The organism is Mediterraneibacter sp. HA8405 (assembly GCF_056148955.1).
The window spans coordinates 1,386,946-1,400,105 of the sequence record NZ_CM148758.1 but is presented as its reverse complement, the minus strand read 5'-3'; the positions used below and the strand labels follow the sequence as shown (position 1 = coordinate 1,400,105).

Genomic DNA, 13,160 nt, shown 5'->3' with positions numbered 1-13,160 from the left:
ACCTCCATTCTGTAAAATAGTATCCATAGATGCATAGTCATATGCATTTATGGATATATAAAAACTACTTCTTATCTTCTGGACCACAGTAGTATAATCCACCTACTACATCGGCATGATAGCCTGATGCAATACTTCGAGTTGTACTGCCTGTAAAATTAATTGTTCTCCACTGATCATCTTCACCTATTATTGCTACTCCTGCACCCAGATATGCATTGATTCCATACCCTCTATCATCATAGGCACTTCCGCCTGTTGTAACTGCTTGTTTTAATTTGCTGTTAGTTGGATTTGTCACTAGACGGCCGGAATTATATGCATAAGTAGCCGCCTGCGCCGGCAGTAAAAACGATACCGCAAGAATCATGGCAAAAAGAACACCGGTAAATCTTTTAACTGTATTTTTGATCTTCATAACTTATTTCTCCTTTCAAATTTCTTAATTTTCTCCTCTGTTTCTCTTCTATTATCCTTTTACAATTCAAACCATTGAACTCACCTCTCCTTTCTCCTAATCCCGATCCTTGTCTTCCTTGCATCTCTTAAGCAATTCTTCCAGTCGATCCGGCTGCTCCACTTTATGTACACAAAGTGGAGCACTCTTTCCCACACTTCTCTCAGCCGTATAAACTGCAATGTTTTCAACAAGTTTTGTTAATTTCTTCATCCTTTCGCCCTCCTGACTAAAGTAATTCCTTCCAGGAAAACAGATAAGATAAGAATTCCGCCCCAGTACCGTCCCAGCATCATTCCTGCTCCGAATAATCCGTTTACAAGAAGCAGCGCCTTTATTTTCGCTCTCCTCCACGCTTTGCTGTCTTTCTGGTTCTCATAATACTCATCGTAGGGAGCAAAGCCCAGATACAATACCTCTGAAATAAGAGGCAGCACGCTATATAAGATTGGACAATGCATCAGAAAGCCCGTGCCAAATGCCGATGCGAAAACGATTGCACCTGTTATAAAGAAACACCCTGTATCGCTTCTGGCATGGGCGCCGCCCGCACACTTTCTTAAAGCGGCAAATACAGCAATCGCAGTCACGACTTCCAGCGTCTTTCCAAGAAGTGTTCCGATCAAAATATAAATAACCGCCTTGAGCAAAGAGTTCAGAATCAGTTCAATTCCATATGTAACGACAATCTCCTTCTCTTTAGAGTAATTCTCTATTCTGCTCATTTTCCTGCCAATCACGCTGGACAATTCATGCGTATAATCTTTCATAACTTTACTGTTTCCGTACCGGATGAACTTCTCTCCTCTGTTCCTTCTATGCTTTCTATTTTACAGTCTGTTCTGTCATTTTCAACGCTTTTGCATGAACGTAGCGATTTACGACATGAACGTTAAAAAACGCTGCGAAATTTCCCAAAAAATCTCACAGCGTTTTACTTTTAGTTATTTTCAATCTCCAGCCTCTGTATCACCCGGTCATTCTCAATCCTGCATTCGTGATACAGTTCTTTATGTTTGTGAATCTGTTCTTTCACCCAATACAGACCTCTGCCCCTGCCTTCTCCTTTTGTAGACCATCCTTTTTCATACATTTTCGACAGCTCCGGCTTTTCTTTGTATGTATTTTCGATCTGGAACATTGCTCCTCTGTCTGTTTTCTCCAGCCGGATATACACCGCCCCTGCCGGGTTGCAGTCTTTTGCTGCTTCAATGGCATTATCCAGAAATACTCCCAGGATCCGTACCAGTTCCTTCATATCTTTGCAGCATACTTCTATATCCCTGGGAATGTCTACCTGCACCACGATATTCCCGCACATGGCCGTCAGCACCTTCTCATAAAGAAATCCTTTTAGCTCCATGGGCCTTACATTTCTCAGAGAACTCCATGCCTGTCCTTTACTCTCCTTATCCGGCGCGGCGTCCTGAATCTGATTTTCAAAAAATACCTTCAGTTCTTCTATCCGGTTTTCATGGATATATCCTGCCATTGTGGAGAGTATATTTTTATAATCATGGCGAAAAGCGCTCATCTCATCCACCATATATTCCAGTCCGGATATGTAGCTTTTGGTTACTTCCTGCTGCCGCATCTGTGCTTTCATATTTTCTTCGCTTTGTATGGTCTTTATGCATCTGACGATCAGAGCGCTGCTGGCAGTCAGAGATATAAAAAAGAGTACACAATTCAGCACAATGGCTCTTGTACTGTATCCGGCCCCCTGTCCCATTGAGATAAGGATCAGAAATACCACCATATACAGAAACAGATTTCCCAGCAGGCCATAAGCGATCGTACTTCTTCCCTCCAGGTATTCGAGCATATGGAGTTTCTGGTATAAAAGAAGTCTTAACAGCCCCATAAACAAAAAAAGTACAATCAAAAAAGCCGCGTAAAACCAGAGAACATAGCTGCTGATCAGTTCCGCAACGCTGATCCCATACAGGAACGCAACAGCTGCCAGCAGAACATTATTCAGGAAAACCTCCATCAGATAACCCGTACAGGCCAGACATATATTCTCCACCCGGTATTTTTTCACCATCAGGGCAAGCAGCGCCAGGGCTCCCGGGATTATCAAAAGCCCGACAATATGTCCGCCTTCTGGTCCTGCCAGAGCAGCACATATCGATATATATGCGATCAATAAGATATACTGCCAGCATTTTAGTTTTTCCGTCAACAACACTGTCAGACTCACAGTATTAAAAAATCCTGACGCCAAATATGATATAAGCGATTCCATATTTCTTTTCTCTCCTCCGCTGCTACAGAAGCCCACACACTTCTTTCACCTTTCTGTAGGAAATCTCGATCTTCTTTCCGTTTGTCATAATCGCCATCCTGTTTTTCCGGTCTATTTCCCGGATTTTGTTTTTGAATATGATACAGGACTTATTCACATATATAATTCTGTCGTCCAGCATTTTTTCAATCTCTTTTAGAGACATCTGGGTGGTAATCATTCCATTTTCCGTAATAATTTCCAGCTGATGTTTGCCCTTTATTGCCTCTATACTTATAATATCCCTTCTTTTTACCCGAACCATCCGGCTTCCGCTTTCCACGAGAATGCAGTCATCTTTTTCCTTCTCCTTCAGGCTGATCCGTCGAAAAATTCTCTCCAGCCGCTCTTTCATCCTGGTGCTCAGCTCTTTACTTAAATATTCCGCCGGATCTTTTACAATATAATCCAGCACCTCAAAAGGATACTCAAACGCTCTGTATGCCCACTCGCTCTTTGAAGTCAGATATACGATGTAAGCGTCGGCGTTTCGTCTTTTCACTTTCTCCGCCAGCCCGAATCCGTCCATCCCGGAGCTGCTTAGCCGGATGTCGATGAAAAACAGCCGAATACTTCCAACGCCGTTTTCATGATCATATCCTGAAAGAGCCTCCGAATTTCCCGCGCCTTCCCTGCCGCGGCTTTCGTCTTCCAGCGTCTCTGCCGGACTGGTCCGCGCCGAGACGATACGGGCTTTAGTCCCGCTTTCCTCAATATAACGGCCAAGCCAGCTTTTCAGATGGTTCAGCTGCTCTTTTTGATCTTCACACAGATAAATATCAATCATAGCAATCTTCTCCCGCCGCTGCAGCTGTTCTATTCCTTCTCGCTTCTTCTGAGGATATCGTACTTCTCCGGCACTTCCGTAAGCCCCACGTACAGCACCTGCTTAGAATGCGGCGCGCTCACCTGCTCCTGCCCGTCCTCATTTATGATCCGCTTTACTTCTGCTTCAATGTTTCTTCCGTCCGGCTTCATAATCTCTATAGTCTCTCCCACTGAAAATTTGTTGCGCTGTTCGATCCTGCACAGACCGTCCTTTACCTGTCCGACGATTCCAAGGTAAGTATACTCCTTCCGGTAGGTATTGCTGTCGTAAATCTGAGTCTTCTCATCCGGCTTTCCGAAGAAAAATCCCGTGGTAAACTGACGGTACGTACAGTTGGAGATCTGGTCCAGATACCAGGGCATATTTTCCCGGTACAGCTTCGGATCTCTCTGATAGTCGTCAATGGCCTTCCGGTAGGTCCGGGCCACAGTCGCCACATAAAGGGCAGTCTTCATACGCCCCTCGATTTTGAAGCTGTCGATTCCCGCGTCGATCAGTTCCGGGATGTATTCGATCATGCACAGATCTTTGGAGTTGAAAATATAGGTGCCCCTCTCATTTTCGTAGACCGGCATGTACTCCCCCGGCCTTGTCTCCTCCACTACCGCGTATTTCCAGCGGCAGGGGTGGGTACATGCGCCCCGGTTGGCGTCCCTGCCGGTAAAGTAATTGCTCAGCAGGCACCGGCCGGAGTAGGAGATGCACATAGCCCCGTGGATAAAGGTCTCGATTTCCAGATCCCCCGGGATATGCTCCCGCAGTTCTCTGATTTCTTTCATGGACAGTTCCCGGGCGGACACCACCCGGCTTGCCCCCTGGCGGTACCAGAAGTTATATGTGCCGTAGTTGGTATTGTTTGCCTGGGTGCTGATATGGCGGTCGATCTCCGGGCAGATCTCCTTCGCAATATCAAAGACTCCCGGATCCGCGATAATCAGAGCGTCCGGCCGGAGCTCCTTCAGTTCCCGGAAGTACTCCTGCACGCCCGCCAGATCTTCATTGTGAGCCAGAATATTTGCCGTTACATACACTTTTACATCATGGGCATGGGCAAATTCGATTCCTTCCTTCATCTCTTCCATGGAAAAGTTTTTTGCCTTCGCCCGCAGGCCGAATGCTTCCCCGCCGATATAGACCGCGTCCGCGCCGAATATAACCGCCGTTTTCAGAACTTCCAGACTGCTTGCCGGAATCAGTAATTCGGGATGTCTGCTCATTGTTTTTCTCCTTCCTTTTCTGTCTTCTGATGCTGCTCCTGCTCTTCCTGCCGCGCCGGAGCCTGCTCTGCCTGGCTCCCATCTTTCTGCGCCGGAATCCGTTCTTCCTGATATTCCTCACTCTGCCGGGCTCCGGTCTGTTTTACGCTTATTGCCGCGCCGTCGCCCAGGGGCAGGATCGCTGTCTCCAGAAGGGGATTGTGCTTCAGCTCATACAGGTATTCCCGCATTCTCGCGTGAATGGTCCGGTTGCGGCGCTCCACCGCGAAGCGGGACTGGATCACGTCCCCATCCTGCATCACATTGTCGGAGACAAGACAGCCCCCCTCCGGGAGAAGCCGCAGCACATGGGGCAGATAGTGGATATACTGGCCTTTGGCCGCATCCATAAAGATGAAGTCGTAAGTTCCTTCCAGCTTTTCCAGCACTTCTGCCGCGTCTCCCTCGATCAGCGTGATCACGTCTTCCTTCCCTGCCCGTGCGAAATTACTGCGGGCAATGGGAATCCTCTTTTCATAATTCTCAATTGTTGTAATTCTGCACTCATCCGGTGCGTATTCACTCATCAATAACGCAGAGAAACCTATGGCAGTTCCGACCTCCAGAATGCGCATAGGTTTTTGGAGCATAAGGAGAACCTTGAGGAGGCTCTGCATCTCCCGCCGGATCACCGGCACATCCGAAGCATGAGCCTCTTTCTCAATCTCCTCAAGTATTCTGCTGTTCTCTGTATCCAGAGAATTGATGAATGTGACGATACGTTCATCTACTATCATATATTACACATCCACATCCATAATAATCGGAATTACCATAGGTTTCCGTTTTGTCTTTTTCCAGATATAATCGTTCATGGCATCGCGGATCACCAGTTTGATCCGGTTCCAGTCCGTATGTCTGCCGGTCAGGCATTTATCAAGGGCGTCGCTGACCGCCTTTTTCGCCTCTCCCATGAGCTGCTCGGACTCACGCACATATACAAATCCGCGGGACACAATATCCGGTCCTGCAAGCAGACGGTTTGTTCTGCGCTCCAGAGTCAGCACTACGATAATGATACCGTCCTCGGCCAGATGCTGTCTGTCCCGGAGTACAATATTTCCCACATCGCCCACGCCCAGGCCGTCCACAAGGATGGCGCCGGTGTGTACCTTGTCTACTACTTTCGCGGAGTCTTTATCCAGCTCCAGCACGTCTCCGGACTGGATGATAAAGATATTTTCCTTCGGAATGCCAAGAGATCTGGCAACTCCCGCATTCGCCTTTAAGTGGCGGTACTCGCCGTGAACCGGGATGGCGTACTTCGGTTTCACAAGGGAATAGATCAGCTTCAGTTCCTCCTGGCAGGCATGTCCCGACACATGGGCGTCCTGGAAGATGACTTCCGCGCCTTTCGCGGACAGCTCGTTGATTACTCTGGAAACGGATTTCTCATTTCCGGGAATGGGGTTAGAGCTGAAGATAATCGTGTCGTTCGGCTGGATCGTCACCTTCCGGTGCACGTCCGCCGCCATTCTGGACAGAGCCGCCATGGACTCGCCCTGGCTTCCGGTTGTGATCAGCACCATCTTCTCCGGCGGATAATTCTTCATCTGGTCAATCTCAATCAGCGTGTTGTCCGGCACGTTCAGGTAGCCCAGCTCTGACGCTGTGGAAATGATGTTGACCATGCTCCGGCCTTCCACTACAACCTTACGGCCGTACTTGTAAGCAGAATTGATGATCTGCTGCACACGGTCCACGTTGGATGCGAAGGTGGCAATGATCAGCCTGGTATTCTGATGCTCTGCGAATATGTGGTCAAAGGTAATGCCCACGGTCCGCTCGGACTGGGTAAATCCTTTTCTCTCCGCGTTGGTACTGTCGGACATAAGGGCGAGAACGCCTTTCTTTCCGATCTCGGCAAACCGCTGCAGATCAATGGCGTCGCCGAATACCGGCGTGTAATCTACCTTAAAGTCTCCGGTATGGACCACCACGCCCGCCGGTGAATAGATAGCAAGCGCGGAAGCGTCCTGGATACTGTGGTTTGTCTTGATAAACTCAATCCGGAACTTGCCCAGATTAATGGACTGTCCGTGCTGCACGACCTTGCGCTTTGTACTGCGCAGAAGATTGTGCTCTTTTAATTTATTTTCAATAATTCCCATTGTCAGTTTTGTAGTATAAATGGGAAGATTAATTTCCTTCAGAACATAGGGCAGAGCGCCGATATGATCCTCATGGCCGTGGGTGATGACAAATCCCTTCACCTTGGACGCATTGTCCTTCAGATAAGTGACATCCGGGATTACAAGGTCGATTCCCAGCATGTCATCCTCCGGGAATGCCAGACCACAGTCCACCACAACAATACTGTCTTCGTACTCAAAGGCAGTAATATTCATACCGATCTGTTCCAGCCCGCCCAGAGGTATGATACGCAGTTTTCCGTTTTTCTCTTTTTTCAAATTCTGAAACACCTCCATTTTAATTATGTATTTCCGCCGTTTTTGTATGATTCCGACAGAACTTCACTTACTTCCGGGCACAAAAAGAACAGCAGTTTTGTGAACTGCCCGTTGAAAAAAGAACTATGCCTTTTTCCCCCTGCATTCTCTGCATAATCCGTAGAACTTTAATTCATGGTCAAGAACATGAAATCCGGTTGCTTCCTCAATGTGATGCTCCAGATCATCCAGCAGATCATCAGCAAAAGGAATCACCCTGCCGCACGCTCTGCATATGAGATGATGATGGTTGTGTTTCGCATCTCCCTTAATCAGATGCCCGATCTCGTACCTTACACACCCGTCATCCAGATTGATCCTGTCCACAAGCTGAATCTCCCAGAGGAGCTGCAGTGTCCGATACACTGTCGCCAGCCCGATCTCCGGGCACTCCTGAGACACCAGCTCATAGACGTCCTCTGCGGTCATATGCACGCCGCTGTTCTGTTCCAGCACCGACAGAACCTTAAGCCTCTGGTGTGTGACCTTCAGCCCTTTTTCCTTTAACTTCTCTTTCAGCAGATCTTCTGTTTTTTTCTGTTCCATCAGTGTTCTTTCGTCTCCCTGCAGTAAATAAATTTATTGTAAACATCCGAAGATATTACATTTCTATACTTACATCTTCCAGCAGTTCTTCAAAAACCTTTGACACTGCCGCAAGCTCGGTTTCGTCTTCCACGATCTCATAGACGCTTTCCGGCTGGGACTCTTCTTCCACTTCTTTTAAAATGAGACATTCGCCGTCATCGTCCTCGGAGTCTGACACAAGTATGTATGCCGCTCCGTTTATCTTCGTCTCTTCCAGAACAAAGAACTCATCCTCGCCGCTTCCGTCCCGGAAGACAAATTTTACTTTTTCCATATAAAACCCCTTATAAGCTGTCCGCGTCCGGCTGCTCCTCCTTCTGCATGCCGATATAATCCAGATATCCCTGCAGAATAAACACCGCCGCGATCTTGTCGATATACTTCTTGCGGTTTTCCCGGCGGACGCCGCTTTCAATCAGCGTCTGCTCCGCCGCTACTGTGGTGAGACGTTCATCCCACATCACCACTTCCAGGCCTGTACGCCTTGTAAGCATATCCCGGAACTCCAGGCTCTTTTCCGCCCGTTCCCCGATGTCACTGTTCATATGCTTCGGAAACCCGAGTACAATCTTTTCCACGCCGTATTCCCGGATAATCTCTTCAATCCGGGCGCAGGTTCTCCTCAGCTTGTTCTCTTCTTTGCGTTCAATCGTTTCCAGTCCCTGAGCCGTAATCCCCAGGGGATCGCTCAGAGCCACGCCTACGGTTTTCGTGCCGTAGTCCAGTCCCATAATTCTCATAATGAAATTATTCCCATGAATTATGTTCGATATACGCTTTTAACAGTTCCTCTACCAGCTCGTCTCTCTCTACTTTCATCACAAGACTTCTTGCGCCGTTGTAGCTGGTAATATAGGTCGGATCTCCCGACATAATGTATCCCACGATCTGATTGACCGGATTGTATCCCTTTTCCTTCAGTGCCTTGAACACGATCTCAAGAATATCTTTTGCTGAAATCTGCGGTCCCGGCTCTACCTGAAAGAATTGAGTATTGCTTAAATCACTCATTGTTATATCCTCCTTAAACGTCATGATGCTGTTTAACTGTTCCTCTGGCAAGCCCCAGATACCCTATTTACAATTCTAATATAATACCCTGCAAAATTCAATGAATAATTTGTAAATCATTATCAACTCGAACCTTTACAATGGTATTTTTCAGGCTCTTGTCTCCTTCAAAAGCAATCCGGATATACTCTTTCGTATGTCCGGTCTGCATAGGTCTCCCCTCAATCACAGCTTCCTCTTCCACCAGCACTTCTACTTCTTTTCCCAGGAAACTCTGTTCGTAAGCCTTCCGTTTCTTCTCCCCCAGTTCGATGAGGACGGCGCTGCGCCGGGCTTTCTCCTGCTCGCTGACCTGATTTTCCATAGCAGCGGCCCTGGTGCCCTCCCGCCTGGAATATTTGAATATATGGGTTTCATAAAAATTAACTTTATCTACAAAATCCCTGGACTTCTGAAACTCTTCTTCCGTCTCTCCCGGAAATCCCACAATCACATCTGTAGTCAGGGCCGGATTGTCAAAATACCGGCGCAGGATACAGCATTTCTCATAGTACTCTTCGCTGGTATACCTGCGGTTCATCCGTTTCAATGTGTCGTCGCATCCGCTCTGCAGAGACAGGTGAAAATGGGGACACATCTTCGGAAGTTCCGACAGCGCCCGGGCAAATTCATCTGTAATGATTCCCGGCTCCAGAGAGCCAAGGCGGATTCTCCGGATGCCCTCAATCTGATGGACAGCCTGAATCAGGGAAAGAAGATGCCGGTTTCCGTCAAAATCAATGCCGTAAGAGCTCAGATGGATTCCTGTCAGCACCACTTCCTGATAGCCGTTTCCGGCAAGAGTCCGCACTTCATCCAGCACATCCTCCACCGTTCTGCTGCGGACCCTTCCTCTTACATAAGGGATAATGCAGTAAGTGCAGAACTGATTGCAGCCGTCCTGCACCTTGATGTAGGCCCTTGTATGTTCTCCGGGCTTCGTCAGATGAAGTTTCTCATACTCTTTTGTCTGTCCGATTTCTTCAATATCCTGAATATTCTTCTGAACATCTGATTTTTCTGCCGCATCTGCAGATTCTTTCTGAGCTGCTTTTTTCGCTTCGTATTCCTCCAGCACTTTTATGAGATCCTTTTTATGATTGTTTCCCAGGACAATATCAATACACGGATCTGTATTTTCTCTGGTATTCTGTGCCTGTACATAGCAGCCTGCCGCCACTACCACCGCGTCCGGATTCATCTTCCTGGCGCGGTGGAGCATCTGCCTGGATTTCCGGTCCGCGATATTGGTCACAGTACAGGTATTGATGATGTAAACATCCGCCCCTTCTCTGAAGGGAACGATCTCATATCCGGCCTTTTCCAGCATTTCCTGCATGGCCTCTGTTTCATAGGCATTTACCTTGCATCCCAGATTGTGCAACGCCGCTTTTTTCATGGGTTTTTACCTCTTTTTTCCTTATTGTTTCTTGACTTTTACCATCCCATCCCGTAGAATATACGTAGGGTTAAGGCCCTTACTTTATTGTATAATTCAAGGAGGGAATTTAAAATGAAAACAGTACAGATTTCATTAAACTCAATCGACAAAGTTAAATCTTTTGTCAACGAAATTACAAAATATGACAATGACTTCGATTTAGTATCCGGAAGATATGTTATAGATGCCAAATCAATCATGGGAATTTTCAGTCTTGACCTTTCCAAACCGATCGACCTCAACATACACGCTGACGGCAATGTTGACGACATCCTTGCAGCTTTGGATTCCTACATTATCAAATAAATAGAAAAACCGCGAAGCTGCCTGAACCAGACAGCTTCTTTTTTTGCTGTAAAACTTACCGGGGCAGACTCTTAAAAAGAGTCTGCCTCTTTCTGTCCGATGATAATTGTCTCTGTCGTATCCAGAGCCGTCTGCATCAGTTCATCAATCTTCTCTGTCAGATTCAGCTCGGATTTTTCGATCCGCTCAAGATTCGGCTTTGTAACAGGATGTTTTGCTACAAAGATCGTACAGCAGTCCTCAAACGGCTGTATGGATACTTCGTAGGTGCCGATCTTCTCTGAGATCTCCACAATCTCCCTTTTGTCAAATCCCACAAGGGGACGGTATACCGGGAGCGTACACACCGCATTTGTAGCCGCAAGGCTCTGCATGGTCTGGCTGGCCACCTGGCCGATACTTTCCCCGGTAATCAGACCCAGACATCCGTCTTTCTTCGCGAAATGCTCCGCGATCCGCATCATATACCGGCGCATGATAATCGTCAGCTCTTCGTGGGGACATTTTTCATAAATATAAAGCTGGATATCTGTAAAATTTACCACGTGGAGCTTAATCGGCCCCGAATAAACGGAAACAAGTTTTGCCAGATCCATAACCTTTTCTTTCGCACGCTCACTTGTATACGGCGGAGCATGGAAATATACCGCTTCAATCTCCACGCCTCTCTTCGCGATCATATATCCTGCCACAGGGCTGTCGATTCCGCCGGAGAGAAGAAGCATTGCGCTTCCGTTTGTTCCCACCGGCATTCCCCCCGGACCGGGGATAATCTCGGAGTACAGATAGACTTCCTCCCGGATTTCCACATTCAGACGTACATCCGGATTGTGGACGTCTACTTTCATATCCGGAAACGCGTCCAGCACAGCCTCTCCCAGCGCGCAGTTGATCTCCATGGAGTTCATAGGATACCGTTTATTGGCGCGTCTTGCTTCTACTTTAAAAGTACAGTTTCCTTCCGGGTACATCTCGCCCATATAGGAAACCACGTCCTTTTTCAGCTCTTCTATTTCCTTTACTTCTTTTCGTACAACCGGGCAGATGCCCACAATACCGAAGACACGGGAAATATGCTCCACAGTCTCCTCATAGTCATATTCTCCATTGCAGTCCACATATACTCTTCCGTGACATTTGTGGACATAGAAATCTCCGTCCACATCTGAGAGCGCATAGCGGATCTGGCGGACAAGAGCGTCCTCGAACATATATCTGTTCTTTCCCTTGATTCCGATTTCCCCGTATTTGATCAAAAACGAATGAAATTCCATGTTTTTCTCCTTTTTCTGTATATCACAGGCGGCCGGCTGTATATTTTCTGGTCAGTGCCGCGTATATTTTCGAAGTGTCGGTACACAATTATATAGTGTTTCCAGTGTATAGTCAATTTCTTCTTTTTTTGTAAACTCTGACATGCTGAAACGCAGGGTGGCATCCAGGTATTCTCTGGCCGCTCCGATTCCTTTGAGCACGCCGCTCACCGACGGATGGTTGGAGGAGCAGGCCGATCCGGAAGAAACATAAATTCCTTTTTCCTCCAGTGTGTGAAGAAGAACTTCACTCCGGATTCCCGCGATTCCCACACTGATAATGTGAGGCGCGCTGCCCTCATCGGTCAGGCCGTGCACCACTGTATTGTCAATCTTTTTTATTCCTTCCAGAAACCGGCCTTTGAGTTCCCGCATCAGGGCAGTTTTCATCTCCAGATCCCGGTAAATCATTTTCGATGCAAGAGCCAGTCCTGCTATGCCCGGAACATTCTCTGTACCGGAGCGGATATTTTTCTGCTGCTCCCCGCCGAACAGAATGGGTCTGATCTTTACATTTGGTCCGATATAAAGGAAGCCCACGCCTTTCGGACCATGGATTTTGTGGCCGCTGGCGCTCAGAAGATCGATGCCCATGCGCTTCGGCCAGATCCGGTACTTGCCGAAGCCCTGAACCGCGTCTGTGTGAAACAGAATCGACGGATTGTACTGTTTGACAATCTTTGCCGCCTCGGCGACCGGCTGAACCGTTCCCACTTCATTGTTCACATACATAATCGATACAAGTATTGTCTCGGGGCAGAGCGCATCTTTTAACGCATCCAGTTTTACTCTTCCTGCCGCGTCCACCGGCAGATAAGTCACCCGGAATCCTTCCTCTTCTTCCAGATACCGCATGGTATTGAGGATTGCCGGATGTTCAATGGATGTGGTAATCAGATGATTCCCTCTCCTGCGTCCTGCTCTGGCACATCCGATCAGAGCCAGGTTGTCGCTTTCGGTGCCTCCGGATGTGAAGAAAATCTCGCCGGGATTTACTTTCAGCAGTTTTGCCAGCGTCTCCTTCGCGTCACGGATATAATGCTCCGCCTGCACTCCTTTTCTGTGCATGGACGATGGGTTGCCATAGTCCTGACACATTACTTTATATACCAGTTCTCCCACTTCCGGATAACACATGGTCGTGGCAGAATTGTCCAGATAAACTTCCATTGTTCCTTTCCTT

The 13,160-nt window shown here is 47.7% G+C and carries 15 protein-coding genes and 1 pseudogene; 1 reads left to right on the top strand and 15 read right to left on the bottom strand.

Annotation, left to right across the window (positions count from 1 at the left end; genetic code table 11):
- Positions 1-64: 64 nt before the first annotated feature.
- The 13 genes and pseudogenes from AC0QUU_RS06560 to mtaB form a co-directional block, all read right to left on the bottom strand.
- Complete coding sequence (locus AC0QUU_RS06560; RefSeq protein ID WP_474545330.1) at positions 65-418, bottom strand: hypothetical protein; 354 nt, start codon at positions 416-418, stop codon at positions 65-67.
- Positions 419-514: 96 nt separating this feature from the next.
- The gene (locus tag AC0QUU_RS06555) at positions 515-670 is read right to left on the bottom strand and encodes a hypothetical protein (protein ID WP_474545329.1); all 156 of its coding nucleotides are present in this window, start codon (positions 668-670) and stop codon (positions 515-517) included.
- The gene (locus AC0QUU_RS06550; RefSeq protein ID WP_474545533.1) at positions 667-1,206 is read right to left on the bottom strand and encodes an accessory gene regulator ArgB-like protein; all 540 of its coding nucleotides are present in this window, start codon (positions 1,204-1,206) and stop codon (positions 667-669) included. The genes AC0QUU_RS06555 and AC0QUU_RS06550 overlap by 4 nt, the downstream gene beginning before the upstream one ends.
- Positions 1,207-1,397: 191 nt before the next feature.
- Positions 1,398-2,540, bottom strand: a complete 1,143-nt coding sequence (locus AC0QUU_RS06545) for a sensor histidine kinase (protein ID WP_474545328.1) — start codon at positions 2,538-2,540, stop codon at positions 1,398-1,400.
- Between the two features lie 187 nt (positions 2,541-2,727).
- Complete coding sequence (locus AC0QUU_RS06540) at positions 2,728-3,531, bottom strand: LytR/AlgR family response regulator transcription factor (RefSeq protein ID WP_474545327.1); 804 nt, start codon at positions 3,529-3,531, stop codon at positions 2,728-2,730.
- A 29-nt stretch (positions 3,532-3,560) separates the two neighbouring features.
- Positions 3,561-4,790, bottom strand: coding sequence for a peptidase U32 family protein (locus AC0QUU_RS06535; protein WP_474545326.1), 1,230 nt, complete (start codon positions 4,788-4,790; stop codon positions 3,561-3,563).
- A gap of 137 nt (positions 4,791-4,927) precedes the next feature.
- Positions 4,928-5,566 (bottom strand): annotated as a pseudogene (locus tag AC0QUU_RS06530) (O-methyltransferase); the annotation flags it as partial.
- Between the two features lie 3 nt (positions 5,567-5,569).
- Complete coding sequence (locus tag AC0QUU_RS06525) at positions 5,570-7,240, bottom strand: ribonuclease J (protein WP_474545325.1); 1,671 nt, start codon at positions 7,238-7,240, stop codon at positions 5,570-5,572.
- 123 nt (positions 7,241-7,363) lie between these two features.
- On the bottom strand, positions 7,364-7,825 hold the full coding sequence (locus AC0QUU_RS06520; protein ID WP_474545324.1) for a Fur family transcriptional regulator: 462 nt from the start codon (positions 7,823-7,825) through the stop codon (positions 7,364-7,366).
- A 55-nt stretch (positions 7,826-7,880) separates the two neighbouring features.
- Positions 7,881-8,141 (bottom strand): DUF1292 domain-containing protein, encoded by a 261-nt coding sequence (locus AC0QUU_RS06515; protein ID WP_474545323.1) that lies wholly within the window; start codon positions 8,139-8,141, stop codon positions 7,881-7,883.
- Positions 8,142-8,151: 10 nt separating this feature from the next.
- A complete protein-coding gene (gene ruvX / locus AC0QUU_RS06510; protein ID WP_474545322.1) occupies positions 8,152-8,607 on the bottom strand; it encodes a Holliday junction resolvase RuvX in 456 nt (151 codons plus the stop codon).
- 7 nt (positions 8,608-8,614) lie between these two features.
- Positions 8,615-8,878 (bottom strand): IreB family regulatory phosphoprotein, encoded by a 264-nt coding sequence (locus tag AC0QUU_RS06505; RefSeq protein WP_087151921.1) that lies wholly within the window; start codon positions 8,876-8,878, stop codon positions 8,615-8,617.
- A gap of 97 nt (positions 8,879-8,975) precedes the next feature.
- The gene (gene mtaB, locus AC0QUU_RS06500) at positions 8,976-10,316 is read right to left on the bottom strand and encodes a tRNA (N(6)-L-threonylcarbamoyladenosine(37)-C(2))-methylthiotransferase MtaB (protein WP_474545321.1); all 1,341 of its coding nucleotides are present in this window, start codon (positions 10,314-10,316) and stop codon (positions 8,976-8,978) included.
- Between the two features lie 114 nt (positions 10,317-10,430).
- Here mtaB and AC0QUU_RS06495 point away from each other — a divergent pair, with 114 nt between their 5' ends.
- Entirely contained in the window at positions 10,431-10,664 is a 234-nt protein-coding gene (locus tag AC0QUU_RS06495; protein ID WP_474545320.1) for an HPr family phosphocarrier protein, read from the top strand.
- 71 nt (positions 10,665-10,735) lie between these two features.
- On the opposite strand, the gene thiI is transcribed toward AC0QUU_RS06495, so the two are convergent.
- The gene (gene thiI, locus AC0QUU_RS06490) at positions 10,736-11,938 is read right to left on the bottom strand and encodes a tRNA uracil 4-sulfurtransferase ThiI (protein ID WP_474545319.1); all 1,203 of its coding nucleotides are present in this window, start codon (positions 11,936-11,938) and stop codon (positions 10,736-10,738) included.
- Between the two features lie 51 nt (positions 11,939-11,989).
- Complete coding sequence (locus tag AC0QUU_RS06485) at positions 11,990-13,147, bottom strand: cysteine desulfurase family protein (RefSeq protein WP_474545318.1); 1,158 nt, start codon at positions 13,145-13,147, stop codon at positions 11,990-11,992.
- Positions 13,148-13,160: the final 13 nt, after the last annotated feature.

What these genes read in the sequence shown, in the direction of transcription:
- AC0QUU_RS06505 (WP_087151921.1), bottom strand. Translation starts at nt 8,878, where the DNA reads ATGAGTGATTTAAGCAATACTCAATTCTTTCAGGTAGAGCCGGGACCG.
- AC0QUU_RS06520 (WP_474545324.1), bottom strand. Translation starts at nt 7,825, where the DNA reads ATGGAACAGAAAAAAACAGAAGATCTGCTGAAAGAGAAGTTAAAGGAA.
- AC0QUU_RS06485 (WP_474545318.1), bottom strand. Translation starts at nt 13,147, where the DNA reads ATGGAAGTTTATCTGGACAATTCTGCCACGACCATGTGTTATCCGGAA.
- ruvX (WP_474545322.1), bottom strand. Translation starts at nt 8,607, where the DNA reads ATGAGAATTATGGGACTGGACTACGGCACGAAAACCGTAGGCGTGGCT.
- AC0QUU_RS06555 (WP_474545329.1), bottom strand. Translation starts at nt 670, where the DNA reads ATGAAGAAATTAACAAAACTTGTTGAAAACATTGCAGTTTATACGGCT.
- AC0QUU_RS06515 (WP_474545323.1), bottom strand. Translation starts at nt 8,141, where the DNA reads ATGGAAAAAGTAAAATTTGTCTTCCGGGACGGAAGCGGCGAGGATGAG.
- AC0QUU_RS06540 (WP_474545327.1), bottom strand. Translation starts at nt 3,531, where the DNA reads ATGATTGATATTTATCTGTGTGAAGATCAAAAAGAGCAGCTGAACCAT.
- mtaB (WP_474545321.1), bottom strand. Translation starts at nt 10,316, where the DNA reads ATGAAAAAAGCGGCGTTGCACAATCTGGGATGCAAGGTAAATGCCTAT.
- AC0QUU_RS06560 (WP_474545330.1), bottom strand. Translation starts at nt 418, where the DNA reads ATGAAGATCAAAAATACAGTTAAAAGATTTACCGGTGTTCTTTTTGCC.
- AC0QUU_RS06495 (WP_474545320.1), top strand. Translation starts at nt 10,431, where the DNA reads ATGAAAACAGTACAGATTTCATTAAACTCAATCGACAAAGTTAAATCT.
- thiI (WP_474545319.1), bottom strand. Translation starts at nt 11,938, where the DNA reads ATGGAATTTCATTCGTTTTTGATCAAATACGGGGAAATCGGAATCAAG.
- AC0QUU_RS06535 (WP_474545326.1), bottom strand. Translation starts at nt 4,790, where the DNA reads ATGAGCAGACATCCCGAATTACTGATTCCGGCAAGCAGTCTGGAAGTT.